This window comes from Devosia beringensis (genome assembly GCF_014926585.1).
GTDB lineage: Bacteria > Pseudomonadota > Alphaproteobacteria > Rhizobiales > Devosiaceae > Devosia > Devosia beringensis.
Window position 1 is genome coordinate 2,243,362 of sequence record NZ_CP045422.1, and the last position, 23,928, is coordinate 2,267,289.

Here is a 23,928-nt window from a genome sequence, read left to right on the forward strand (position 1 = left end):
CCACGCAGGCGACAATGAGAAAGGCCCGGGGAAATCCCCGGGCCTTTTGCTTGTGCTAATTGTAGATCAGCCGGGGCAGCCAGGTGATCAGGTCGGGGAATAGGAAGAGAAGAAACAGGCCGGTGATCTGCAGCAGTACGAAGGGGATGACACCCTTGTAGATCATGCCGGTGCTGATGCTGCGTGGCGCCACGCCACGCAGGTAGAACAGGGCAAAGCCGAAGGGCGGGGTCAGGAAGCTGGTCTGCAGGTTGACGCCAACCATCACGCCCAGCCAGATCGGATCGACCCCCAGGGCCAGCAGCACGGGCGCGGTGATGGGGATGACAATGAAGATGATCTCGAAGGTGTCGAGGATGAAGCCGAGCAGGAACATGATCAGCATGACGATGATGGTGGCGCCGATGGCGCCGCCCGGCATGGCCGAGAGGAATTCATGCACCAGATTGTCGCCGCCCATCATGCGGAAGACGATCGAGAAGACCGCGGCACCGAACAGGATGATGAAGACCATCGAGGTGATGGTGGCGGTGGAGACCACGGCCTGGCGCAGGATCGAAAAGCCCAGCCTGCCCCGCAGGGCGGCCAGCACCATGGCGCCGATGGCGCCGACAGAGGCCGCCTCGGTCGGCGTGGCGACGCCGGCCAGGATCGACCCGAGCACGGCCAGGATCAGCAGCAGTGGCGGCACCAGCGCCACGAAGACCTCGCGCATCAGCCCGGCCTTCTCGGCTTGGGGTACCGGCGTGGCGGGGCAGGACTTGGGGTCGGTGACCGCCTTGAAGACCACCCAGCTGGCATAGAGCCCGACCAGCAGCAGGCCGGGAATGATGGCGCCGGCAAACAGTGCACCCACCGAAACGGGCTCGGGGGCGAAATTGCCCTTTTCCATCTGCACCTGGGCATTGATGCCCGAGAGGATGTCCGCCATGAAGATCAGGACGGTCGATGGCGGGATGATCTGTCCCAGCGTGCCCGAGGCGCAGATGACCCCGGTCGCCAGTTTGGGATCGTAGCCGGCGCGCAGCATGGCCGGCAGCGAGATCAGGCCCATGGTGACGACGGTCGCGCCGACGACGCCGGTGGAGGCGGCCAGCAGGGCGCCGACCAGGATCACCGAAAGGCCGAGACCGCCGCGCAGATTGCCGAACAGCTTGCCCATGGTCAGCAGCAATTGCTCGGCAATGCCGCTTCGTTCCAGCATCACGCCCATGAAGACAAAGAGCGGCACCGCCACCAGCACTTCATTGGTCATCAGGCCGATATAGCGACCAACCAGGGACCCGTAATTGGAGGGGTCGAAGACGCCGAGCATCCAACCGACGAGGCCGAAGATCAGGGCTGTGCCGGCCAGCGAGAAAGCCACCGGAAAGCCAAGCATCAGCACGCCGATGACGCCAACAAACATCAGGGCGGCGAGAATTTCACCAAGCAGGATCGGGTCCATCAATGGGCTTCCTTGGCGTCATTGGCGCTGTAGCGCAGGTGTTCGGGCAGCAATTGTTCGCGATCTGCCAAGACCAGGATGGCGCGCAGCGCCATGGCCAGGCCCTGCAGGCCGACCAGAACGCAGAAGACGATGATGAAGCTCTTGAGCACGAACAGGCCCGGCATGCCGCCGATATTGCTCGAACCCTCGTAATAGCCCCAGGAGCGGGCAACCGCTACCCAGCCGAACTGGAAGACAACATAGATAAAGGGCATCAGGAAGAAGACGACGCCGAACAGATCGGCCATGGCTTTGCGACGAACCGGCGCCGGGCGATAGAAAATGTCGACGCGCACATGGTCGTCGCGCAGCAGGGCAAAGCCGGCCACGCCGGTGAACATGGCCCCGCTGAGCCAGACATAAAGGTCCTGCACCCACAGCGTCGATGTATTGAAGAAATAGCGCTGCACCACGACGGTGAAACAGACCAGCACGCAGGCCAGCGCCAACCAGGAGAGGGTCTCGCCGACCACCCTGTTGAGGGCACTGATGGCCCTGACAATCCAGGCAAGAAGTTGCAACAGCTGGTCCTCCCTTGTCCCCTCGATGGCCCGCTGGTCTTGATCCCAGTTCGAGCCCGACTATCCTTGGATTGAGCAGGATAAGCCCGCAAGGTCAACTGTCACGCCGTCGTCTGCGACGAAAGTCGCCTCAAGCTGGTGACAAAGCCGGCAGAAATGCTATGTCGCTGCCCATCGCGCCCAAGCGCGATCTGGCGGGGGAGCAGTGCATGTTTGTCGTGGGTGGTGAAAGCCTGATCGATCTCAAGGCCGAAGTGGCGCTGTCGGATGGCCGGCTGATCGGCCGCGACGGCGAGGATCAGATCGTCATGACCGCCCACCAGGGCGGCTCACCCTATAACTGCGCCATTGCGCTGGCCAAGCTGGGGAATGAAACCGGCTTCCTGTGCCCGATTTCGGCGGATGCCTTTGGCGACTATCTGCTGGGCCCGCTCAAGGCGGCCGGTGTCACGCCGCTGCTGCCCGAGCGCATGGCAGAATATACCACGCTGGCGGTGATCAATTTCGACAGCAATCACAATGCCCGCTACGGCTTTTACCGCTCGGCCGACGGCGCGATCGACGCGACCAAGGCGATTGCCGCGCTGCCCGAGCAGCTCGAGCTCTACCAGATCGGCGGCTTCTGCCCGATCAAACCGGATGAAGCCGCCCAGTGGCTGCAGATCGTCCGGGCCGCCATCGCCAAGGGAGCGACCATTTCGATGGATCCCAATGTGCGACCCAGCCTGATCGACGACTTTGCCGGCTACAAGGCGCGGCTTTCGGACTTCCTTGACCTCACCCATGTGGTCAAAATGTCCGAGGAGGATCTCGACGCCCTCGACAGCAGCAAATCCATCGAGCAGCACGCAGCCGAGCTGCTGGGCCGCCCCAACTGCAAACTGGTCGTCATCACCCTGGGCGACAAGGGGTCGCGGGCCTTCACCGCTGCCGGCACGGCGCAGGCGGCGATCTATGCGCCGCCGGTGTTTGGCGACACGGTTGGCGCGGGCGACAGCCTGATGGCAGGCATCCTGTCCTGGCTGGATGAACGTGATCTGCTCAAGCCGGGTCGGCTGACGGCCCTCGACGCCGCCGCTCTGGCCGATATGCTGGCTTTCGGCGCCGTGGTGGCAGGCATCAATTGCGGCCGCAAGGGCTGCAAGCCGCCGACAAGGGCGGAAGTCGATGCGGTAATGGGCGCCTGAGCTTGTCACTTCACGATGAGGTGATAGCCCCGCGGTAACCCCAAAGGGTCCAAAGGCGAATGACTGGCGTATCTGCTTTGATAGCGGAGGTTCCGGGGCCATGCTGTGCTTGATCTGATCCTTGCCTATGCAGCGGGCCTGCTGACCCTGCTCAATCCCTGCGTGCTGCCGCTGCTGCCGCTGATTGCTGCCGGTTCGGTGGCGCGCCATCCGCTGGGTCCACTGGCCATGGCCGCGGGGCTGGCGGTGAGTTTCACCCTTGCCGGCATTTCCATATTTGGCATCACCAGGGCCACCGGCCTGGCCCAGGAAGATATCGCTGTCGCTGCCGGCTGGATCATGGTCGCGTTCGGTGTGGTGCAGCTGGTGCCGCAGGCGCAGATGGGCTTTTCGCGGCTGGCTGGTGCCGCCGCCAGCGGTGGCACCCAACTGATGGGGCAGGTCGAGGGGCGCGGGCTGGGCGGCGAGGTGCTGGCCGGCGCGCTGCTGGGGCTGGCCTGGTCGCCCTGTATCGGGCCAACCCTGGGCGGCGCCATCGGTTTGGCAGCGCAGGGCGAGAACCTGCTGTTTGCCTTTGCCATCATGGTGATGTTCTCGCTGGGCGCCGCCACGGTCATGCTGGCGCTGGCCTATGGTGCGCGTTCCCTGATTGCCAGCCGTCGCGCCTTGCTCAGCCGGGTCATGCCCTATGCCAAGACCATTCTGGGCATCGGCCTGATCGTGGTCGGCTTGGGCATTATCTTTCATGTCGACCGGATTCTGGAGGGCTGGGCTCTTGCCACGCTGCCAGGCTGGTTCACCGAAATTTCCGTCAGTCTTTGAACTTGAGGAGCTTGTGATGATGAAAATCGATCGACGTGCAGCGCTGGCCCTGCTGGCCGGCCTGGCCGCCACAACGGTGAGCGGACCGGCTTCCGCGCTCGCCATTACGGACTATTCGGACGATAGCCTGCCCAAGCTGGAGGCCTGGGGCAAACCCTATCTGCTCGATTTCTATGCCAGCTGGTGCGTCACCTGTGCGGCCCAGCAGCGGGTACTCGACAGCCTGATCAAGGCGGATCCGCGCTATGCGTCGATCCTGATCGTTCGCGTTGACTGGGACAAGTACGGTCGGGGCGAGCTGGTGCAGCGGATGGCCATCCCGCGGCGTTCGACCCTGGTGATGATGCGCGGCGCTACCGAACTCGGACGCCTGGTCGCCGAAACGCGCGAGGACAAGATCGCCGCGCTTCTCGAACTGGGAGTGTCCTGACCCACCCTTTATTGCATCGCGCGGCAGGCTCTGTTTGTATCGGTGCGTCAGTTGAGGGGTGAACCGTGCGGCTTTGGGTTTGGGGTGTGGCGGCACTGGCCGTCATCGGCATTGGCGCCGCGGGCTATCTGCTCAAGCCGGTCAGCGGGCCAGCGCGCGATCTGACTCTGGTGGGGGATGTGGAGCGGGGCAATTACCTGATCCGGCTTGGCGGCTGCGTGGCCTGCCATACCAATAACCAGGCCGGTACGGGGTTTCTGGCGGGCGGGTTCGGGCTCGAAACCCAGTTCGGTACCTTCGTGCCGCCCAATATCACGTCGGACCCCGATGCCGGGATTGGCAGCTGGACTTTGGCGCAGTTCAGCGACGCCATGAGCAACGGCATGGGACCGCAGGGTCATCTCTATCCGGTCTTTCCCTATGAAAACTACACGCTGATGAGCGATCAGGAGATCGTCGATCTCTATGCCGCCCTGATGGCGACCGAGCCGGTAAGCACACCGGCGGCCGAGAACCAGATCCCGTTCCCCTTCAATGTAAGGCTGGCCATGGCGGGCTGGCAGAACCTGTTTTTTTCGCCTGCGCGATTTGTGCCGGAGGAGGGACGTTCCGACACCTACAACCGTGGCAAGTACCTGGCCTATGGGCCCGCCCATTGCGTCGCCTGTCACTCGCCGCGCAATGCCCTGGGCGCGCTGGACTGGGATCAGGCATTGACGGGCTCTCCGGGCGGTACCGGCGGGCGGGCACCGGCGCTGACCCGGCAGGCGCTGCTGGATGAGGGCTATGACGTGGACACCCTGGCCCAGACCCTGGCCGACGGCTTTACACCCGGGTTTGACGTGCTGGGCGGCGCCATGGGCGAGGTGATCAGCGACGGTACCTCACAATGGACCGAGGCCGACCGGCAGGCGATCGCGGCATACCTGCTGGCCGAGTGATCAGGCCTCGGCGCGGATGGCGAGCGCTTCGTCAAGCGTCATGGTCGTGTGGTGTTCCCAGGTCGCGTCGTCGGTGGCCGGAAAATCGGTGCGGAAATGACCGCCCCGGCTTTCAGTGCGCTTGAGGGCGGCGGCGGCCACCAGGGTGGCTGAGGTCGTCATGTTGAGAAAGGCGCTGGTGACCTGTTCGGCAGTGGCCTCGAGGGCGGCGATCTGGCGCAGCGCCTGCTTGAGGCCGGTTGCATCGCGCTCCACGCCGACAAGCGCGGTCATTACCGCTCGCAACTGCTGCACGGCCGGCAGATCACGCAGGACCGCCTCGGCCTTGGCGCCTTCGGCTTCGTTCCATTCGATGCCCCTGAACGGGGCGAGATTGCGCACCGGCTCGAGCCCGCCAATGTCATCGGCAATGCGCGCGCCATAGACGGTGGCTTCGAGCAGGGAATTGGAGGCCAGGCGATTGGCGCCATGCAGGCCCGTGCAACTGGCCTCGCCGCAGACCCACAGGCCCGGCAGCGACGAGCGTCCGCGCTCGTCTACCTTGACCCCGCCCATGTGGAAATGAGCGGCGGGCGTCACCGGAATCATGCCGTTGACCGGGTCGATGCCGGCATCGAGACAATACTGGGCCACGGTAGGAAAGCGCGTCAGGATGGCGGCGCCCAGGACCTGCCTGGTGTCGAGAAAGACCCGGCGGCCCGACTGGATCTGGCGGAAATTGGCCCGGGCGACGATGTCGCGCGGGGCCAGTTCGGCGTCGGGGTGAATGGCGGGCATGAAGCGCTCGCCCAGATCGTTGACCAGGATGGCGCCTTCGCCGCGCAGGGCCTCGGTTGCGAGCGGGGCGGGATCGGCGCCGGTAGCGATGGCGGTGGGGTGAAACTGCACGAATTCGGCGTCGGCAATCAAGGCGCCGGCGCGGGCCGCCATGCCCATGGCGTGGCCGCGCACGCCCGGCGGATTGGTGGTGACGGCATAGAGCCCGCCCAGGCCGCCGGCGGCCAGCACGGTAGCGCGGGCGCGGATGAAGACCGGCTCGGAATAGCGGTCGCCCAGCTTGCGGCAGAAGACGCCGACGATGCGGCCATTGTCGCGGGCGAGGCTGAGGGCGGTGATGCCCTCGACTATACGAATGGAGGGGGTGCGGCGGACTTCGGCAATGATGGCCTGCATGATGGCCCAGCCAGCCCGGTCGCCCTCGACCTTGACGATGCGGTTGGCCGAATGGGCGGCTTCCTTGCCCAGCGCATAATTGCCGAAATCATCGCGATCGAAAGGTGTGCCCCAGCGCGCCAGGTCCTCGATGCGGGCGGCGGCTTCGGCGGTAACGCTTTCGGCGATGCCGTGGTCAACGATGCCGGCCCCGGCCATTTCGGTGTCGACAGCATGAGCATGGCTGCTATCGCCCAGTCCGACCGCCGCCGCGACGCCGCCCTGGGCCCAGGCCGAACTGGCGCCAAAGCCCAGGGGCTTGGGCGAGAGCACGGTCACCGGCCGCGGCGCCAGCTTGAGGGCCGTGAAAAGACCGGCGAGACCTGCGCCGACTATCAGGGCGCCATCGGCATTGAGGGTGTTGTCGAGGGTCATGGACGGTTCCGCACTGTTCTCAAACTAGGTATTTGCCCGTAAGGTCTTTGCCGTAGCAAGATCGGGGCTGCAAGGATGGCAGGTTCAGACGACGACAAGGGGCTGGGCGAAGAGCGTCAGACCGGGTTTTCTGCGGCGGCGCCGCTCGAGGCCTATGAGGCGATCTATCGCCTGGTGCTGAGCGCCTATGGTTATCGCTGCGCCCTTACCGGTGAAAAGTTCCTGCCCGAGACCGGCCTGCTGCACCCGCATCTGGCGGTGGAGGCGATCCGACCGCGCGAGGCGGGCGGGCCGCTGCAGATCAACAATTACATCGCGCTTGAAGAACATGCGGCTCAGGCCTTCCGCCGGGGGCAGATATTGGTCGAGGACGATTATAGCTTCGTTGTGCCCAATCCGGACGCCCTGGATCGCGCGGTCCTCGTTCGGCTCAACAGCTCGGGTCGCCTGCTGGTGCCAGCAGAAGGGCTGTTCCAACCCAGCCCCGCCCATCTGGCGTTTCATCGGCGGAGCGTGCTGGGCACCTAATCGCCCTTGCGGCTCATCTCGATCATGCGCTCGACGGCGAGGCGGGCCGCCGGGATGATCTCGGCGGGCACAGTGACCTCCTCGGTCATGGTGTGCAGGCTCCACAGCACGTTCTCAAGATTGATGCGTTTCATGTGCGGGCAGATATTGCAGCCGCGCAGGAAATCGACGCCGGTGGTCTCGCTGGCGACATTGTCGGACATCGAGCACTCCGTGACCATGACCACGCGGGCCGGACGGGTGGTCTTGACCCAGTCGATCATGGCGGCAGTCGAGCCGGCAAAGTCCACTGCGTCGATCACTTCGGGCGGGCATTCGGGATGGGCGATGATCTTGGCCGTGGGATAGGCATGGCGCAGTTCGGCGATATCGTCCGCCGTGAAGGTCTCGTGTACCTCGCAGGCACCGGCCCAGGTGATGATCTTCTTGGACGTCTTCTTGGCGGTGTTCTTGGCCAGGTACTGGTCGGGAATCATGATGACGGTGTCCCCATCGACCCGATTGACGATGTCGAGCGCATTGGAGGAGGTGCAGCACACGTCGGTCACGGCCTTCACCGCTGCCGAGGTGTTGACATAGGTCACTACCGGCACGCCGGGATACATGTCGCGCATGGCCATGACGTCTGCCACGGTGATGGATTCCGCCAGCGAGCAGCCGGCGCGGCTGTCGGGAATGAGCACGGTCTTGTCGGGGTTGAGCAGCTTGGAGGTCTCGGCCATGAAGTGCACACCGCACTGCACGATCACCTGCTGGCGCACCTTGGTGGCCTCGATCGCCAGCTGCAGGCTGTCGCCGACGATATCGGCCACGCCGTGATAGATCTGGGGCGTCTGGTAATTATGCGCCAGGATGATCGCATCCTTTTCCGCCTTGAGCCGGTTGATCTGGAAAATCAGCGGCGCATAGAAGGGCCACTCGATCTCGGGGATCTTGTCGCGCACCCGCTCGAACACCGGGGCTGTGGCACGTTCGACAGAATCGGAAAACTTGAGGTCGAAATGGCTGCCAAGAATGGCCCGGGCCTCATCGAGGGGCGTGATCGCGTTGATGGTCTGCGCCATGGAAAGTCCCTCTCGATACCGAGGGGGAACCTAGGGATTATTCGCCGGCTTTTCAATGAACGGGGTTGCAGGAAATTGGCCAAGCTCCTAACCCTTTGCCAATCCACCGCTGAAAGGCCCCACCATGCCGCAAGATACCGCCGCCCTTCGCTCCATCCTGTCGCTGGCGCCTGTCGTGCCGGTGATCATTCTTGATGATGTCAGCCAGGCGCGACCTCTGGCAGAGGCCCTGGTGGCCGGCGGGTTGCCTATTCTCGAAGTGACGCTGCGCACCCCCAATGCGCTCAAGGTCATGGAAGAAATGGCCAAGGTGACTGGCGCCATTGTCGGCTCGGGTACCGTGCGCACGGCGCTGCACATGAAGCAGTCAGTCGATGCCGGCTGCCGCTTCATGGTCTCGCCGGGCATCTCCCCGCGCATTCTCGACGCGGCCGATGATATCGGCATTCCCCTGTTGCCGGGCATTGCCACGCCGAGCGAGGCGATGACGGCGTCGGAACGGGGCTATGGTTTCCTCAAGTTCTTCCCAGCCGAAGCCAATGGCGGCGCGCCGGTGCTCAAGGCGTTTGCCTCGCCGCTGTCCGACATCACCTTCTGCCCCACTGGCGGCATCGATGCGGCCAAAGCCAAGATCTATCTCGGCCTGCCCAATGTGATCTGTGTGGGTGGCAGCTGGATCATGCCGGCCGACGCGCTGGAGGCCAATGACTGGGCCCGGATCGAAGCGCTGGCGCGCGAAGCCAGCCAGCTGCGGGGCTAGCGAGTTCGCAGGAGGCTGCTGTGACGAATGCCAGGCTGATCGGTCAGCTCGCCGGGGTCGCTGTGAGCGTGGCGGTGCTGGCCAGCCCCGCAGCGCGGGCCGAGACGGTCAGCGTCGCCGTAGCGGCCAATTTCACCGCCGTGGCCGAGCAGTTGGCGCCGCTGTTCAAGGCCGAGACCGGCCATGACGCCCTCTACAGTTTTGGCGCCACCGGCCAGCTCTATGCCCAGATCAGCCAGGGCGCGCCGTTCGAGGTGCTGCTGGCGGCCGATGACGAACGGCCCGCCCTTGCCGTGACCGAGGGGCTGGCAGTGGAAGGTACGGTGTTCACCTATGCCATTGGCGCGCTGGCGCTTTACAGCACGTCGATGGATCTGGGCGACGGCGAGGCTGTGCTCCGGGCAGATGCGTTCGACAAGCTTGCCATAGCCGACCCCGAGACCGCGCCCTATGGCCGGGCTGCAGTTGAAACGCTGATGGCTTTGGGCCAGACTGAAGTGATCATGCCCAAGCTGGTGACCGGCGAGAACATCTCCCAGACGCTGCAGTTCATCGAAAGCGGCAATGCCGAACTCGGCTTTGTCGCGGCCAGTCAGGTGATCGGCAAGACCAGCGCGTGGCTAGTCCCGGCAGCGCTCCATGAACCGATCCGGCAGGATGCGGTCCTGCTCAAGACAGGCGAGGCCAATCCGGCTGCCATGGCCTATCTACAATTCCTGCGCAGCGATGCCGCTCGGGTCGTGATAGAAGCGGCAGGGTATCGGGTCGAATAGCGGACGGGACGGATGAGCTTTGGTGATATCTGGGCGCCGGTCAGCCTGACGCTGACTTTGGCCAGCATCAATACGCTGATCCTGCTGCTGGTGGGGACGCCCATTGCCTGGTGGCTGGCCCGCAGCCCGAGCCGCTATCGCGAACTGGTTGGCGCCCTGGTCGCCATGCCGCTGGTGCTGCCGCCCACGGTGCTGGGCTTTTATCTGCTCATCGCCCTGGGCCCGAACGGGCCCGGTGGCTGGATCGCCGGGCTGTGGGGCGGGCGGACCCTGGCCTTCTCCTTCACCGGTCTTGTGATCGGGTCGTTCTTTTATTCGCTGCCCTTCATGGTGCAGCCGCTGCGCAACGGTTTCGGGGCGATCGGCACCGATATGCTGGACGCGGCCTCCAGCCTGGGTGCCAGTCCCTGGCGGCGGTTCTGGCAGATCTCCCTGCCATTGGCGCGTCCGGCCTATATCACCGGCGCGGTGATGACTTTTGCACACACGGTGGGCGAGTTCGGCGTGGTGCTGATGATCGGCGGCAATATTCCGGGCCAGACCAAGGTGATCGCCATTGCGCTCTATGACTATGTCGAGCGGCTGCAATGGCAGGAGGCGCATGTGCTCGCCCTGGGGATGGTCGTGTTTGCCTTCGTGGTCATTGCCATAACCCTGACGATCGACCGCCGCGTCAACGTCCCGATGCCCTAGAAGGGCTCTAGACGTCCGCCCCGACTGCCTTGAGCATGGCTTTGCTGATGGACTGGTCGAGCTTGAAATAGTCGGTCCAGGGATCGGGCGCTTTGGCCCGTTCGGCGGCGATGGCCAGCGAGAACTGGTTGGCGGCGGTCACGCTCTCGAGTTCTTCCCAGGTTACGGGCACGGCAGCCGGCGCGCCTTCGCGCGACCGGCTCGACCAAGGTGCAATGGCGGTCGAGCCGCGTTCATTGCGTAGATAGTCGATGAACAGTTTGCCCTTGCGCTTGGCCTTGCTCATCGTGGCGACGAAACGGTCAGGTTGATGCTCTGCCAGAAGCTGGGCGACCGCCTTGCAGAAGGCCTTGACCTCTGGCCACTCGGCCTTGGGTGTCAGCGGGGCGATGACATGCACGCCTTTGCCGCCGCTGACCAGCGGATAGCTCTTGAGGCCCAGTGCGTCCAGCGTATCGCGGATATCGGTGGCCGCAGCCCGAACATCCGCAAAGCCCAGGCCCTCGTCCGGGTCGATATCGAAGATGATGCGTTCGGGCTTTTCCACATCGGCGGTGCGCGAGCCCCAGATGTGCCATTCGAGCACGTTCATCTGCGTGCCGGCGATCAGGCCGGCGAGGTCATCGAGATAGAAATAGTCCTCCTTGCTGCCGTCCTTCTCGGTGATCAGCAGTGACTTGAGACCCTCGGGAAAGCCACCCGTGTCGTGCTTCTGGAAGAAGCAGTATTTTGCCCGACCCTGGGGGCAGCGCAGCAGGCTGAGCGGGCGATTGGCAAGATAGGGCAGCATGCGCTCCGCCACGGCGGCGTAATAGGCGACGAGGCCCGCCTTGGTGACGCCCTGGCCGGGATAGACGATGCGATCAGGGCTGGTGAGTTTGATGCCGGCCGCCTCTGCGGCGGCAAGGCCGGCCGCGTTGCTGAGTGCACTGACCCTGGCCGAGGCCGGCTTCGCCTTGGGCGGTGTCTTGGGCCGCGGCATTGCTTTGCCCTCCGGGGAATCGCGGTCCGCCTGCTCGAGCACGATCTCCTGGGCAGGCTTATCCTCGCGCAGGCCCAGAAAGGACGGGTGGCGCAGAATGCCATCGGGAGTGAACTCGGCAAAGCCGATTTCGGCAACCAGTTCCGGCGTTACCCAATGGGCCGCGCGGGCAATGGGCTTAGGCACTTCCACAAAGGGACTGGTCTTGCGGCTGCGGACGTCGAGCTCAGCCTGCAAGGCGTCGGCCTGGTCTACGGTAAAGCCGGTGCCGACGCGGCCGCGATAAATCAGCTTGCCGTCCTCCCAGGTGCCCAGCAGCAGCGAGGCAAAGGACTTCTTCTTGGCCGAGGGAGACCAGCCGGCAATGACGAATTCCTGACGCTTGCTGGCCTTGATCTTGAGCCAGCTCTTGGTGCGCTCACCGCGATAGGGGGCATCGGCCTGCTTGGCGATGATGCCTTCATGGCCCTCTCGACTGATGGCGTCGAAGACCTTCTGGCCGTTGCCGGTGACATGGGCCGAAAACTGCACCAGCGATGATCCGTCGATCTTGCCCAGCAGCCTTTCGAGCCTGGCCTTGCGCTCGGTCAGCGTGAGGCCGGTAAGGTCCTTGCCATCGAGCTCAAGCAGATCAAAGGCGAAAAAGGTCAGCGGGCCGCCATTGGAAAGGTGGTCCTTGAGGGTAGAGAAGTCCGTGCGGCCCTTGGAGTCGAAGGCGCAGAGCTCGCCGTCGATCAGCGCGCTCCCCTTGGTGATGCGGGTGAGCGGCGGCACGATGGCGGCAAACTGCTCGGTCCAATCCTTGCCGGTCCGCGTGTAGAGGCGCACCTGGTCGCCGGCGATCGCGGCCTGGCAGCGATAGCCGTCATATTTCATCTCGAACACCCAGTCGGACCCGGTGGGGATGTCATTGACGAGAGTGGCTAGCTGGGGCGGCTGGAACTCGGGCAGGGCAGCGGTGGATTTCTTCGTCGCCTTGGCCTTGCCCGGCGCGGGATTGTCGACGGCCTTGTCGGGGTCGGAGTGCCAGACGGCATCGGCCTGGGTCTTGCTCTGTTTTTTGGGCTTGAGCCCGTTGGCAATGCCGGCCATATCGCGGCCGGTCGAGACCGATCTGGTGAAGCGCGGGACGAGGGTTTCTGCGTCTTTGGCGTAGTCATCCTTGTGCTTGATCAGCAGCCAGTTTTCGCGCGGGGGGCCGGACTTGCGTTTGCTGTCGCGGCCCTTCATATGCACCAGCACCCATTCGCCCTGCATGCGCTGGCCATGCAGGCGCATCTTGAGATCACCGCCCTCAAGACCTTCATGCGGATCGCCAATGGGTTCCCAGGTGCCCTGGTCCCACAGCATGACGGTGCCGCCGCCATACTCGTCCTTAGGAATGGTGCCTTCAAAGCTGCCATAGTCGACCGGGTGGTCCTCGACCCGGACGGCCAAGCGCTTATCGGCGGGATTGTCCGACGGCCCCTTGGTCACCGCCCAGCTCTTGAGCACGCCGTCGAGTTCGATGCGGAAATCAAAATGCAGCCGGGTGGCGTCGTGTTTCTGCACGACGAAGCGGTTGCCCGCGGCCGCCTCGGACTGTTGGCCCGAGGGCTCCTGCGTCTTGGTGAAGTCGCGCTTGGCGTGATAATCCTTGAGCAGGGTGTTGGCTTTGCTGGCCATGGCCTAGCTGGCCTTCTTGCGCGGGGCGGCTTTGGTCGCCGGTTTCTTCGCGGTGGTCTTCTTGGCCGGGGCGGCCTTGCTCCCACTGCTCCCCTCAAGGCTCGACTTGAGGGCGGCCATCAGGTCGACCACATTGGAGCCGCTGGGCCGCGACTCGGCGGGCTCATCTTTGGTCGAAACCGTCTTGCCCTTGGATTTGAGCTTAGCGGCAATCAGGTCGCGCAAGGCGGCCTGATAGTGATCCTTGAAGACGCTGGCGTCGAACTTGGCCGTCTTCTTTTCGATGAGGGCGGTGGCGACTTCAAGCAGATCTGGATCGGCCTTTTTCGCAGAGATTTCAGAGAAAAACGGATCGGATTTGCGGATTTCTTCCTCATAATGGAGCGTTTCCATCAGCAGGCCGGTGCCTGTCGGCTTGATGGCCACGAGATATTCCTTGCCGCGCAGGGCCAGTTGCCCCAGCCCGACCTTTTCGCTCTGGCGTAACGCATCGCGGATGACGCGGAAGGCGTCTTCAGCCAGCTCATCGGCAGGGACGACGAAGTAGGGCTTGTCATAGTAGATCGGGTCGATCTCGCAGGCGCCGACAAACTGGGTCAGTTCAAGGGTCTTGCGGGTGTCGAGCTTGACGGCGTCGATCTCGTCTTCGGTGAGCAGGACATAGTCGCCCTTCTCGTATTCGAAGCCCTTCATGATCTCGTCCTTGTCGACCGGCCCGACACCGGCGACCACCTTTTCGTAGTTGATGGGCTTGCCGGTCGGCTCGTGGATCTGCCGGAAGCTCGGCTTGGCGTTGGATTTTGTCGCGGTGTACAGCTCCACCGCGATGGAGACGAGGGAAAGGCGCAGCTGGCCTTTCCAGATGGGGCGTGACGCTGGCATGGCTGGTTCACCGGACTCGGGGACTTTTGCCGACAACGACTCCGCCAGTGCCTTTGTTCCGCCGCTCCTGGCGTTGCGCCCATCCTGATGCACCCATAAGGTCTGGCAACTGGACAAGGGAGAGTCGGCGATGGATGGCTTCAGCATTGCGCTGATCGGTTTGGGCATTCTGGCCCTGCTGGTACTGTTTGCCGGTGCCAAGACGGTGCCCCAAGGCTACAATTTCACCATTGAGCGGTTTGGAAAATATACCCGCACGCTCAAGCCCGGCCTCAACCTGATCGTGCCGTTCATCGATGCCATCGGCAAGCGCATCAACGTGATGGAGCAGGTGCTCGACGTGCCGCACCAGGAGGTGATCACGCGCGACAATGCCTCGATCACCGCCAATGGCGTAACGTTCTACCAGATCCTCGATGCCGCAGCGGCGGCCTATGAAGTGTCCAATCTCGAGAATGCCATCCTCAACCTGACCATGACCAATATCCGCACGGTGATGGGCTCGATGGATCTGGACGAACTGCTGTCCAACCGCGACGGCATCAACCAGCGGCTGCTGCATGTGGTGGACGCGGCCGTGGCGCCCTGGGGCGTCAAGATCACCCGCATCGAGATCAAGGACATTGATCCTCCCAAGGACCTGGTGGAATCGATGGGTCGCCAGATGAAGGCCGAGCGCGAGAAGCGCGCCGCCATCCTTGAGGCAGAGGGGCGCCGGCAAAGTGCCATCCTGCAAGCAGAAGGCGCCAAGCAGGCGCAGGTGCTGGAAGCCGAGGGCCGCAGGGAAGCGGCGTTCCGCGACGCCGAGGCGCGCGAGCGCTCGGCGGAGGCAGAGGCCATGGCGACGCAGGTGGTGAGTGCGGCGATCGCAGCCGGCAGCGTGCAGGCGATCAACTATTTTGTCGCCAACAACTACATCAAGGCCCTGGAATCCATCGCCAAATCGCCGAACCAGAAGCTGCTGATGATGCCGATGGAAGCCGCGAGCGTGATCGGCGCCATCGGCGGCATTGCCGAGATCGCTCGCGAGACCTTCGGGGGCGCCGCCCCGGCAGCGCCGCGGCCAAGCCGGCCGCCGCCCGCCGGCAAAGCGTAGCGGGGCCGCGATGCAAGTGGTCGATTTCATTGCCGCCAATGGTCCCTGGTCCTGGATCGTTCTGGGGATGATTCTGCTGGCACTGGAACTGGTTGTCCCGGGCGGATTCCTGCTGTGGATGGGGATTTCCGGGCTGGTCACCGGCGCGCTCACTCTGGTTCAGCCGATGCCCTGGCCGCTGCAGTGGCTGGTCTTCGGCCTGCTGTCCCTGCTGAGCATTTCAGCGTGGCTGCAATGGAATCGTCGCCGGCCGTCAGTCTCGGACCGCCCGTTGCTCAATCGCCGGGCCGACCATTTCATCGGTCACGAAACAGTGCTGGAGCAGGCGATCGAGCAGGGCTTTGGCCGCGTGGTGCTGGGCGATACGGTCTGGCGTGTGTCAGGTCCTGACCTGCCGGTGGGGCAGCGGGTGCGGATCGTGGGCAGCGACGGCGCCGTTCTCACCGTCGAGCCAATGTTGTAAGTCCATGGCAAGGCTTCATTAACTATAAGATGGAAGGATCGCCGGACCTGGGATCGCTGTGGTCCCAAGTCGGGATCGGTGTGCCGATTTGTCTTGTTGGGCGGGCGGTCTGAAAGTGTCCCTGCGGCTGCTTCATTGGGTTTGGCGGACCGGGGTCATTGGCGGCCTGTGCCTGGTTGCGCCCGCGCTGGGGCAATCGCTGGCCTGGAACGGCGACGGGGCGAAGGCCGACAATGACCGGCTGGTTGCGGGGACGTATCCCGCAGACCCGGTATTGAGCAGTGGCGCGGGCTTGCGCGAGCCTCACGATGCTCCTTTCGATATCGACTGGTCCGTAGCCCTGCGCGGTACCTACACCAAGTTCAGCGGCGGCGAGCGATTCGACACTCGGCTCATTCCTTCGGTGAGCCTGGATCACACCGGTTCGCGATCCAATCTCAAAGGCAATGGCAGTGCCGACATCGTCCGGTCCAATCAGGGGGCGGTGGATGTCAGTGCTTTGCGGCTTTCCGGCAGCGTGGATTATGCGCTGGATCGTGACACCACTTTGACCGGTGGCGGCCGCTTCGCGCTGTCGCGCGAGGTTGCCGGCACGCCGGGGGTGGCCAGCACCATCGCTATCGCGCCCCAGACCATCAGCGGTGGCGGCGATGTGGGCGTGACGCGGCAGTTCGGGAAATTCAATATCGGCGTCACGGGGTCGGCGGACCGATATGTCTATGGGGCGACGACGCTCACCAGCGGGGCCGTGGTCGACAATGCCGACCAGGACGTGTGGGCCTTGGATGCGGGGCTGCGTGTCGGCTTCCAGATCACGCCGATCTTTGAGGTGTTCGGCGCGGCCGATGTCGGGCGCGATGTGTTTGACCGGCCATCGACATCGCTGGGGCTGAGGCCGGATGCGACGACCACATCCCTTGAGGCCGGGGTCACCGGACGCTGGAGCGAGGTCCTCGAGGCTACGGCCTCGACGGGTATCACCATGCGGCGCTTTGATGCGGCCAGCCTGGGTGAGGTCACCGCCCAGACCTATGATGCACAAGTCATTTTCAGGCCGGACCCGACAATGCGCATGACCCTGGGCCTGGCCACGACTGTGTCGCCTCCCGGTCCCGATGGCGCGGGAACGACGCGCATTGGCTACGGCGCCAATGCCGAGATTGCATATACGGTCAATTCCTGGCTGGCCTTGCGGGCGCTGGCTGACTGGAACCGCGCCAGCTTTGTCGGCAGCAGCACGACCGAGAGTGGCTATGGCTGGGGCGCCGGTGGCGACTACAAGCTCAATGCCCATACCGCGCTGACAGGCGACTACAATTACGACCAGTTCGAGAGCAGCACCAATGGTGCGCAGGATGCGCACCAGGTGACGTTTGGCGTTACGCTGTCGCGTTGAGTGCTAGAACGGGTCGCCGAGGTCGAGCAGGCGCAACTGCTTGATGAAGCCTTCGCGAATATCGTCCCGATCAAGCGCATAGACCACATTGGCGGTCAGGAAACCGATCTTGCTGCCGCAGTCAAAGCTCTGGCCCTGATATTTGACACCGGTGAAGGACTGGCTGTGCATCAGGGTCTGCATGGCATCGGTGATCTGGATTTCGCCGCCGGCGCCGCGTGGCTGGTCGGCCAGCAGGCTGAAAATCTCGGGCTGCAGGATATAGCGGCCGGAAATGATCAGGTTGGACGGTGCTTCTTCGGGCTTGGGTTTTTCGACCATCTGGGTAATGGCAAAGCCGTTGTCTGGGCCCGCGCCGCGGGCGATGACGCCGTAGGACGAGACCTCCTTGTGCGGCACTTCCTCAACGGCGATGACGTTGCCGCCAGTCTCTTCATAGGCATCCATCATCTGCTTGAGCACGCCTGGCTCGCTCTTGAACAGCATGTCGGGCAGCAGCAGCGCGAAGGGGCTGTCGCCGACGATGTCGCGGGCGCACCATACCGCGTGCCCCAGGCCGAGCGGCTCCTGCTGGCGGGTGAAGCTGGTGCGGCCGGCAGACGGCAAATCCTTGCGCAGTTCATCGAGCGCTGCCGTCTTGCCGCGCAGTTCGAGCGTGGTCTCAAGCTCGAACTGGCGGTCGAAATGATCCTCGATCACGCCCTTGTTGCGCCCGGTGACGAAGACAAAGTGCTCGATCCCGGCCTCGCGCGCCTCGTCCACCGCATATTGAATGAGGGGGCGGTCCACAACGGTCAGCATTTCCTTGGGGAGAGCCTTGGTCGCAGGCAGGAATCGCGTTCCAAGACCGGCTACGGGGAATACGGCTGTTCTGACGCGCTTGGACAAAGATTTAACTCCGTGCTGATTTTGGGCGTAAGGCTATCGCAACCCTTGTATAATATCACGACAGAAAATTGCGTTGCAGTTGCAAAGGGCTATACGAATGGTGGTGATGGTTACTGGCGGCGCTGGCTATATCGGCAGCCACATGGTTCTGAGCCTGACCGATGCCGGGGAAAAGGTTGTCGTGCTGGACAATCTGGTGACCGGCTTTGACTGGGCCATCGATGGCCGGGCGGTGTTCGAAGAGGGCGATGCAGGCGATGTCGACTTCGTCCTGGGCCTGATCAAGAAACACGCCATCACCGAAATCGTGCACTTCGCAGGGTCCATCGTGGTCCCCGAGTCGGTGACCAATCCGCTCAAATATTACGGCAACAACACCGCCACTTCGCGCAGCCTGATCGAGGCGGCGGTCAAGGGCGGCGTCAAGCATTTCATCTTCTCGTCCACTGCGGCGGTCTATGGCATGACGGGCCTGGCGCCGGTGGTGGAGACCACGCCGCTCAATCCCATGTCGCCCTATGGCCGGTCCAAGCTGATGACCGAGATGATGCTGGCCGACGTGGCCGAGGCCCATCCCATGACCTATGGCGTGCTGCGCTACTTCAATGTGGCTGGTGCCGATCCGCAGGGTCGCAGCGGGCAGTCCTCGCCCTGGGCGACCCATCTGATCAAGGTGGCCTGCCAGACGGCGCTGGGACAGCGCGAGAAGATGGATATCTTCGGGACCGATTTCGAAACGCCCGATGGCACGGGTGTGCGCGACTATATTCACGTCACCGACCTGATTGCGGCGCACGCGCTGCTGCTGCGGCATTTGCGGGGCGGCGGGCAGAACACGACGCTCAACTGCGCCTATGGCAAGGGCTATTCCGTGCGCGAGGTGGTTGAGACCGTGCGCAAGGTGTCGGGCGTCGATCTGCGGGCCGACGAGGGACCACGTCGCGCCGGCGATCCCGCCTCGATCACGGCGACCGGCGAGAAGGTGCGCAGCCTGCTCGGCTGGGTGCCCCAGCATGATGATCTTACTGAAATCGTGACCTCTGCCTATGCCTGGGAAAAGCACCTGATGGTGCGGAACCGCTAGCTGACCATGGTCACGCCAAGGGGGATTATTGCTGGATTTCTGCTGGCGTTGACGATGACGGTCGCGGCGCTGGCGCAACCGGTGGAGAGCTTTGACAGCTTTCTGGCCGGGTTCCGCAGCAAGGCTGTTGCGGCGGGCATTGATGGCCAGCTTTACGACAGGGTGACAGCGGGCATGACGCCCGATCCGCGCGTGCCGCAACTGGTGACGACGCAGCCCGAATTTGCCACGCCAATCTGGGACTATATCGATGGTCGCGTCACGGCGGACCGCGTGGCGCGTGGCAAGGCGGCCATTGCCGCCAACCAGGCGCTGTTCGCTTCGGTCGGCGCTGCCTATGGCGTCGATCCCTATCTGCTGGGCGCCATCTGGGGCATGGAAACCGATTATGGGGCGGTGCTGAACAACGGCAATTTGATTGGTCCGGTGGTGCGTCCGCTGGCCACGCTGGTGCATCAGCGGCGCAGCCGGCTGGTGGAGGATGAAGGCGACCTGATCGCCGCGCTCAAGCTGCTGCAGCTGGGCGGGCTAGAGCCGCAGGAACTGGTGGGGTCGTGGGCGGGTGCCATCGGCCATCTGCAGGTCAATCCGGCCAATGTGGTGGCGCATGGCACCGATGGCGATGGCGACGGGGTGGTGGATCTGCACCGGTCCCTGGCCGATGCGCTGGCCACCAGCGCCCGCTATCTGCGGGGCATCGGTTATCAGCCCGGCCTCGACTGGGGCATGGAGGTCGTCGTGCCGCCCGGCTTTGACTATCTGCTGGCCAGCCGGACGCAGTTGCTGCCGGTATCGTTCTTTGCCGAGCGCGGGGTGACGCGCGTGGCCGACAGGCCGTTCGGGGACACCAATCTTGGCGTATTTCTCTATGTTCCCGCGGGACAGGACGGACCCAAGTTCTTGATGACGCAGAACTATCTGGTGCTCAAGGGCTACAACTTCTCCGACAGCTATGCGCTGAGCGTGGCGCATATAACGGATCGCTTGAAGGGCGGCGGCAGCTTTGTCGATGACTGGCCGCGCGGCACTGCGTTTCCCAATCTGGCGGAGCGGGAAGCGATCCAGCGCGCCTTGCTCAGCCTGGGCCTTTACGACGGCAGCGTGGATGGGCGCTTGGGACCCATTACCCAGGAAGCCTATGCGCGCTTTCAGGCGAGCCGGGGAGAGGTTGCCGACGGGTTCATCACCAAGGCGGCGCATGCGGCTCTGGCTGCGGCCGCGCGGTAACTTCGCGGTGCGGCCATGGCGCCGCCTATCGGGGTTTGGTAGGAGGATAAGTTCTGGCAGGCAGGTTGAGCATGGTCCGTATTGTCCTGGCATTGCTGATGGGGTTGTTCGTCCTGGTCGACGTGGCGCCCGTGCTTGCCCAGAACAATGATACCATCCAGGTGGCGCAGGGGGAAAAGCGGCGCACGCTGTTCGATCTGCTGTTTGGCGAGGAACCCAGCCAACCTGCACCCGTGCAGCAACCGCAGCGCGCCCCGCGCCAGCAGGCGCCAGCCACCGCTGCGGCGCCGGTTGCGGTGGCGCCGCAGGTGGAGAAGGCGGCCGATGCGACGCGGCTGGCGGTATTCGGGGACTCGCTGGCGATCGATCTCAGCCGGGCGCTGGAGCGGCGCTATGCCGAGGATGCCAATCTGGTGGTGATCAACAAGGGCATCAGTTCATCGGGCTTTGTGCGGGCCGATTTTTATGACTGGAACGCGGCGCTGCGCGAGGAGATCGCTGCCGACAGCTTCGATCTGGCGGTGATGATCATCGGCATCAATGACCGCCAGGAGCTGCGGATCGATGGGCAGGCTTTGGCGCCGCTGAGTGCAGGCTGGGCGGCGGCCTATCAGGCGCGCCTGGTTGATGCGCTGGAGGCGCTGCGGGCCGCCCGCAAACCGGTCATCTGGGTGGGCCTGCCGCCCATGGAAAAGGCGGAATATTCGGCCGCTATCAGCCAGATCGCCAATATCCAGCGGCTGGCCAGCTTTGCCGGCGGGGCGGAATATCTTGATATCTATGAGAAATTCCTGGGCGAGGACGGCAAATACTCGGCCAATGGCCCCGACGTCAACGGGCAGACGGCCCGCATGCGCAAGGATGACGGCATCCATTTTGCGCCAGCCGGCTCGGACAAGCTGGCCTTCTATCTGAGCCAGACCATCCGCACGCTCTATCGCGGCGGCGCGGTGGTCAGCGCGGTGGCCGACCCGCTGCTCGGTACCGATGCGGCGGCGATGCTGCGTCCGCCCTATCAGGGCGTGGGGCAGATGCGGCTGCTGGAAATGGCCGGCACCGTGATCCCGATCAGCCGCGCGCCGGCGCGGGCCAATGACTTGCTGCGGGCCGGCAGCGCGGGGACAGGCAGTGGCGCCTTCAAGCTGGAGACGCTGTTCGATGCGCCGGTCGGCCGGGTCGACGCCTTTGGTGTCGGCGTGGATCCGGCGGCGCAAGTGCTGGAAAATGCGGGCGAACGCTAGGATCAGTCGGTGAAGCGGACCGCGCCGATATGGGGCAGGTTGCGGTTGCGCTGGGCATAGTCGATGCCATAGCCGACGACGAATTCATCTGGAATATCAAAGCCGATCCAGCGCGCCTGAACATCGGTTTCGCGCCGGCTGGGCTTGTTGAGCAGGGCGCAGACTTCCATGCGGCGGGGATGGCGGGTGTTGAGGATTTCCAGCACGTGCTTGAGCGTATAGCCGGTATCGACAATGTCCTCGACCACCAGCACGTCGCGGCCGGCGATCTCGCCGCGCAAGTCCTTGAGAATGCGCACTTCCCGGCTGGATTCGGTGGAATTTCCGTAGGACGAGGCCTCCATGAAATCGACCTCGACGGGCAGGTCGAGCTCGCGCACCAGGTCGGCGATGAAGATGAAGGAGCCGCGCAGCAGGCCGACCACGACGAGCTTGTCGGTGTCGGCATAAAACGAGGATATCTCTTTTGCCAGGGCCTCGACGCGGGCGGCGATGGACTTGGCCGAGATCAGTTCATCGACGGTATAGGGCTTCTGGGTCATGGCAAAATTCCGTCACAGGGCATTCGATGTGTAACAACCGATTGGCCAAATTCGTTAGCAGACTGTTAGCCTTGAGGGTAGCCGGTCAGGCGCTGACGTGAAATGGGGGCGAGAGGCGTCGGTCGACGGGGTTTTGGCGACGGGCCGGCATCCTGCCCGGTGGAATCATACCCCCACCCGACCCCTTCGGGGCCACCCTCCCCACAAGGGGGAGGGAGAGCACGGTGCCTACAGCTAGCGCGGCAGGCTGGTCTTGCCCATCAGGTCGAAGTCGATGGAGCGGGCGGCCTGGCGGCCTTCGCGGATGGCCCAGACGACCAGGGACTGGCCGCGGCGCATGTCGCCGGCGGCATAGACTTTGGGGACGGTGGTCTTGTAGCTCAGCGTATCGGCATAGAGATTGCCGCGCTTGTCGAACTGGGCACCCAGCTCGGTCAGCATGCCCTCGTGGATGGGCGAGGCAAAGCCGATGGCCATCAGCACCAGATCGGCCTTGATGATGAATTCGGTGCCGGGAATGGGCTGGCGGCTGCGATCGACGCGGGCGCATTCGACGCCGGTGACGCGACCCTTGGCGTCGCCGATGATCTTCATGGTGCCGGCGGCGAATTCACGGATGGCGCCCTCGGCTTGCGATGAGGACGTCCGCATCTTGACCGCCCAGTTGGGCCAGTTGGTCAGCTTGTTCTCGAGCTCGGGCGGCATGGGGCGGACGTCGAGCTGGGTCACGGCAATGGCGCCCTGGCGGAAGCTGGTGCCGACGCAGTCGGATGCGGTATCGCCACCGCCGACGACCACGACATGCTTGCCGGCGGCGGTGAGCTGGACCTGGCTGGAGACGTCCTCGCCGCCGAGGCGACGGTTCTGCTGCACGAGGAAAGGCATGGCATAGTGCACGCCGGCAAAATGGGTGCCTTCGGCGTCGACGTCACGCGGCTTTTCCGAGCCGCCGCACATCAGGATGGCGTCGTGGCGGGCCTGCAGGTCGGACAGCGGCGTGGTGACTCCGACATTGACGCCATAGTGGAAGGTGACGCCTTCGGCCTGCATCTGCTCGACGCGGAAATCGATATGCTCTTTTTCCATCTTGAAGTCGGGAATGCCATAGCGCATCAGGCCGCCGGCGCGGGGCTCGCGTTCATAAAGGTGCACGTCATGGCCGGCGCGGGCCAGCTGCTGGGCAGCGGCCAGACCGGCCGGGCCCGAGCCGATGACGCCGACCGACTTGCCGGTCTTGTGGTCGTTGATCTGCGGCTTGACCCAGCCCGAGCGGATGGCGCGGTCGGCAATGGCCTGTTCGACGGTTTTGATGGCGACGGGCACGTCTTCGAGATTGAGCGTGCAGGCCTCCTCGCAGGGCGCCGGGCAGATACGGCCGGTGAATTCGGGGAAGTTGTTGGTGGAGTGCAGGTTGCGCGCCGCCTCTTCCCAGTCGCCATTATAGACTAGGTCATTCCAGTCGGGGATCTGGTTGTTGACCGGGCAGCCGGTATCGCCATGGCAGAAGGGAATGCCGCAATCCATGCAGCGCGCCGCCTGGTCGACGATGCGCCCTTCACTCATGGGAATGGTGAATTCACCGAAATGGCGGATACGGTCGGAGGCCGGCTCATAGCGGGGCTCTTCGCGCTCGATCTCGAGAAAGCCGGTTACTTTACCCATGGCTC

23 protein-coding genes are annotated in these 23,928 nt (G+C 64.0%); 14 read left to right on the top strand and 9 right to left on the bottom strand.

Annotation, left to right across the window (positions count from 1 at the left end):
- Positions 1-55 precede the first annotated feature (55 nt).
- Both GDR53_RS11015 and GDR53_RS11020 read right to left on the bottom strand, forming a co-directional pair.
- Positions 56-1,447 carry a TRAP transporter large permease gene (locus tag GDR53_RS11015; protein WP_193334552.1) on the bottom strand — a complete coding sequence of 464 codons (1,392 nt, stop codon included), beginning with the start codon at positions 1,445-1,447 and terminating at the stop codon, positions 56-58.
- Positions 1,447-2,010: a TRAP transporter small permease subunit gene (locus GDR53_RS11020; RefSeq protein WP_193334553.1), complete on the bottom strand. Its 564-nt coding sequence runs from the start codon at positions 2,008-2,010 to the stop codon at positions 1,447-1,449. The genes GDR53_RS11015 and GDR53_RS11020 overlap by 1 nt, the downstream gene beginning before the upstream one ends.
- A 161-nt stretch (positions 2,011-2,171) precedes the next feature.
- Between GDR53_RS11020 and GDR53_RS11025 the strand changes: the two genes are divergently transcribed.
- The 4 genes from GDR53_RS11025 to GDR53_RS11040 all read left to right on the top strand — a co-directional run bounded on the left by GDR53_RS11025 (position 2,172) and on the right by GDR53_RS11040 (position 5,390).
- Positions 2,172-3,197, top strand: coding sequence for a carbohydrate kinase family protein (locus tag GDR53_RS11025; RefSeq protein ID WP_193334554.1), 1,026 nt, complete (start codon positions 2,172-2,174; stop codon positions 3,195-3,197).
- A gap of 105 nt (positions 3,198-3,302) precedes the next feature.
- Entirely contained in the window at positions 3,303-4,019 is a 717-nt protein-coding gene (locus tag GDR53_RS11030) for a cytochrome c biogenesis CcdA family protein (RefSeq protein WP_193334555.1), read from the top strand.
- Between the two features lie 16 nt (positions 4,020-4,035).
- Positions 4,036-4,449, top strand: coding sequence for a thioredoxin family protein (locus GDR53_RS11035; RefSeq protein ID WP_210321318.1), 414 nt, complete (start codon positions 4,036-4,038; stop codon positions 4,447-4,449).
- Between the two features lie 65 nt (positions 4,450-4,514).
- A complete protein-coding gene (locus tag GDR53_RS11040; RefSeq protein WP_193334556.1) occupies positions 4,515-5,390 on the top strand; it encodes a c-type cytochrome in 876 nt (291 codons plus the stop codon).
- On the opposite strand, the gene GDR53_RS11045 is transcribed toward GDR53_RS11040, so the two are convergent.
- Entirely contained in the window at positions 5,391-6,977 is a 1,587-nt protein-coding gene (locus GDR53_RS11045; protein WP_193334557.1) for an L-aspartate oxidase, read from the bottom strand.
- Positions 6,978-7,052: 75 nt separating this feature from the next.
- Between GDR53_RS11045 and GDR53_RS11050 the strand changes: the two genes are divergently transcribed.
- Positions 7,053-7,505, top strand: a complete 453-nt coding sequence (locus GDR53_RS11050) for a hypothetical protein (protein ID WP_193334558.1) — start codon at positions 7,053-7,055, stop codon at positions 7,503-7,505.
- Here the strand turns inward: GDR53_RS11050 and nadA are convergent.
- Positions 7,502-8,569, bottom strand: a complete 1,068-nt coding sequence (nadA, locus tag GDR53_RS11055; RefSeq protein ID WP_193334559.1) for a quinolinate synthase NadA — start codon at positions 8,567-8,569, stop codon at positions 7,502-7,504. The two genes, GDR53_RS11050 and nadA, sit on opposite strands and share 4 nt — an antisense overlap.
- A gap of 124 nt (positions 8,570-8,693) precedes the next feature.
- On the opposite strand from nadA, the gene eda reads away from it, so the two are divergent.
- Genes eda through modB form a run of 3 tightly spaced genes read left to right on the top strand, consistent with a single transcriptional unit; the run spans position 8,694 to position 10,795 of the window.
- Positions 8,694-9,329, top strand: a complete 636-nt coding sequence (eda, locus tag GDR53_RS11060) for a bifunctional 4-hydroxy-2-oxoglutarate aldolase/2-dehydro-3-deoxy-phosphogluconate aldolase (RefSeq protein WP_193334560.1) — start codon at positions 8,694-8,696, stop codon at positions 9,327-9,329.
- Positions 9,330-9,349: 20 nt separating this feature from the next.
- Complete coding sequence (gene modA / locus GDR53_RS11065; RefSeq protein WP_232846604.1) at positions 9,350-10,102, top strand: molybdate ABC transporter substrate-binding protein; 753 nt, start codon at positions 9,350-9,352, stop codon at positions 10,100-10,102.
- Between the two features lie 12 nt (positions 10,103-10,114).
- The gene (gene modB / locus GDR53_RS11070) at positions 10,115-10,795 is read left to right on the top strand and encodes a molybdate ABC transporter permease subunit (protein WP_193334561.1); all 681 of its coding nucleotides are present in this window, start codon (positions 10,115-10,117) and stop codon (positions 10,793-10,795) included.
- Positions 10,796-10,802: 7 nt separating this feature from the next.
- Here the strand turns inward: modB and ligD are convergent, their stop codons facing one another.
- Positions 10,803-13,442, bottom strand: coding sequence for a DNA ligase D (ligD, locus tag GDR53_RS11075; RefSeq protein ID WP_193334562.1), 2,640 nt, complete (start codon positions 13,440-13,442; stop codon positions 10,803-10,805).
- Positions 13,443-13,445: 3 nt separating this feature from the next.
- Complete coding sequence (ku, locus tag GDR53_RS11080; RefSeq protein ID WP_193334563.1) at positions 13,446-14,324, bottom strand: non-homologous end joining protein Ku; 879 nt, start codon at positions 14,322-14,324, stop codon at positions 13,446-13,448.
- A 130-nt stretch (positions 14,325-14,454) separates the two neighbouring features.
- Between ku and GDR53_RS11085 the strand changes: the two genes are divergently transcribed.
- The 3 genes from GDR53_RS11085 (at position 14,455) to GDR53_RS11095 (ending at position 17,279) form a co-directional block, all read left to right on the top strand.
- Complete coding sequence (locus GDR53_RS11085; RefSeq protein WP_193334564.1) at positions 14,455-15,420, top strand: SPFH domain-containing protein; 966 nt, start codon at positions 14,455-14,457, stop codon at positions 15,418-15,420.
- Between the two features lie 10 nt (positions 15,421-15,430).
- Positions 15,431-15,883, top strand: coding sequence for an NfeD family protein (locus GDR53_RS11090; RefSeq protein WP_193334565.1), 453 nt, complete (start codon positions 15,431-15,433; stop codon positions 15,881-15,883).
- Between the two features lie 292 nt (positions 15,884-16,175).
- The gene (locus GDR53_RS11095; RefSeq protein WP_193334566.1) at positions 16,176-17,279 is read left to right on the top strand and encodes an outer membrane beta-barrel protein; all 1,104 of its coding nucleotides are present in this window, start codon (positions 16,176-16,178) and stop codon (positions 17,277-17,279) included.
- Between the two features lie 3 nt (positions 17,280-17,282).
- On the opposite strand, the gene galU is transcribed toward GDR53_RS11095, so the two are convergent.
- Positions 17,283-18,167, bottom strand: a complete 885-nt coding sequence (gene galU, locus GDR53_RS11100; RefSeq protein ID WP_193334567.1) for a UTP--glucose-1-phosphate uridylyltransferase GalU — start codon at positions 18,165-18,167, stop codon at positions 17,283-17,285.
- 97 nt (positions 18,168-18,264) lie between these two features.
- Between galU and galE the strand changes: the two genes are divergently transcribed.
- From galE to GDR53_RS11115, 3 genes are all read left to right on the top strand, one after another.
- Positions 18,265-19,251: a UDP-glucose 4-epimerase GalE gene (gene galE, locus GDR53_RS11105; RefSeq protein ID WP_193334568.1), complete on the top strand. Its 987-nt coding sequence runs from the start codon at positions 18,265-18,267 to the stop codon at positions 19,249-19,251.
- Positions 19,252-19,305: 54 nt separating this feature from the next.
- Positions 19,306-20,478 (top strand): lytic murein transglycosylase, encoded by a 1,173-nt coding sequence (locus tag GDR53_RS11110; RefSeq protein ID WP_232846808.1) that lies wholly within the window; start codon positions 19,306-19,308, stop codon positions 20,476-20,478.
- Positions 20,479-20,549: 71 nt separating this feature from the next.
- Positions 20,550-21,719, top strand: coding sequence for an SGNH/GDSL hydrolase family protein (locus tag GDR53_RS11115; protein WP_193334570.1), 1,170 nt, complete (start codon positions 20,550-20,552; stop codon positions 21,717-21,719).
- A gap of 2 nt (positions 21,720-21,721) precedes the next feature.
- Here GDR53_RS11115 and hpt read toward each other — a convergent pair whose 3' ends face one another.
- Positions 21,722-22,261 carry a hypoxanthine phosphoribosyltransferase gene (gene hpt / locus GDR53_RS11120; protein WP_193334571.1) on the bottom strand — a complete coding sequence of 180 codons (540 nt, stop codon included), beginning with the start codon at positions 22,259-22,261 and terminating at the stop codon, positions 21,722-21,724.
- 234 nt (positions 22,262-22,495) lie between these two features.
- Entirely contained in the window at positions 22,496-23,923 is a 1,428-nt protein-coding gene (locus GDR53_RS11125; protein ID WP_193334572.1) for a glutamate synthase subunit beta, read from the bottom strand.
- Positions 23,924-23,928 lie beyond the last annotated feature (5 nt).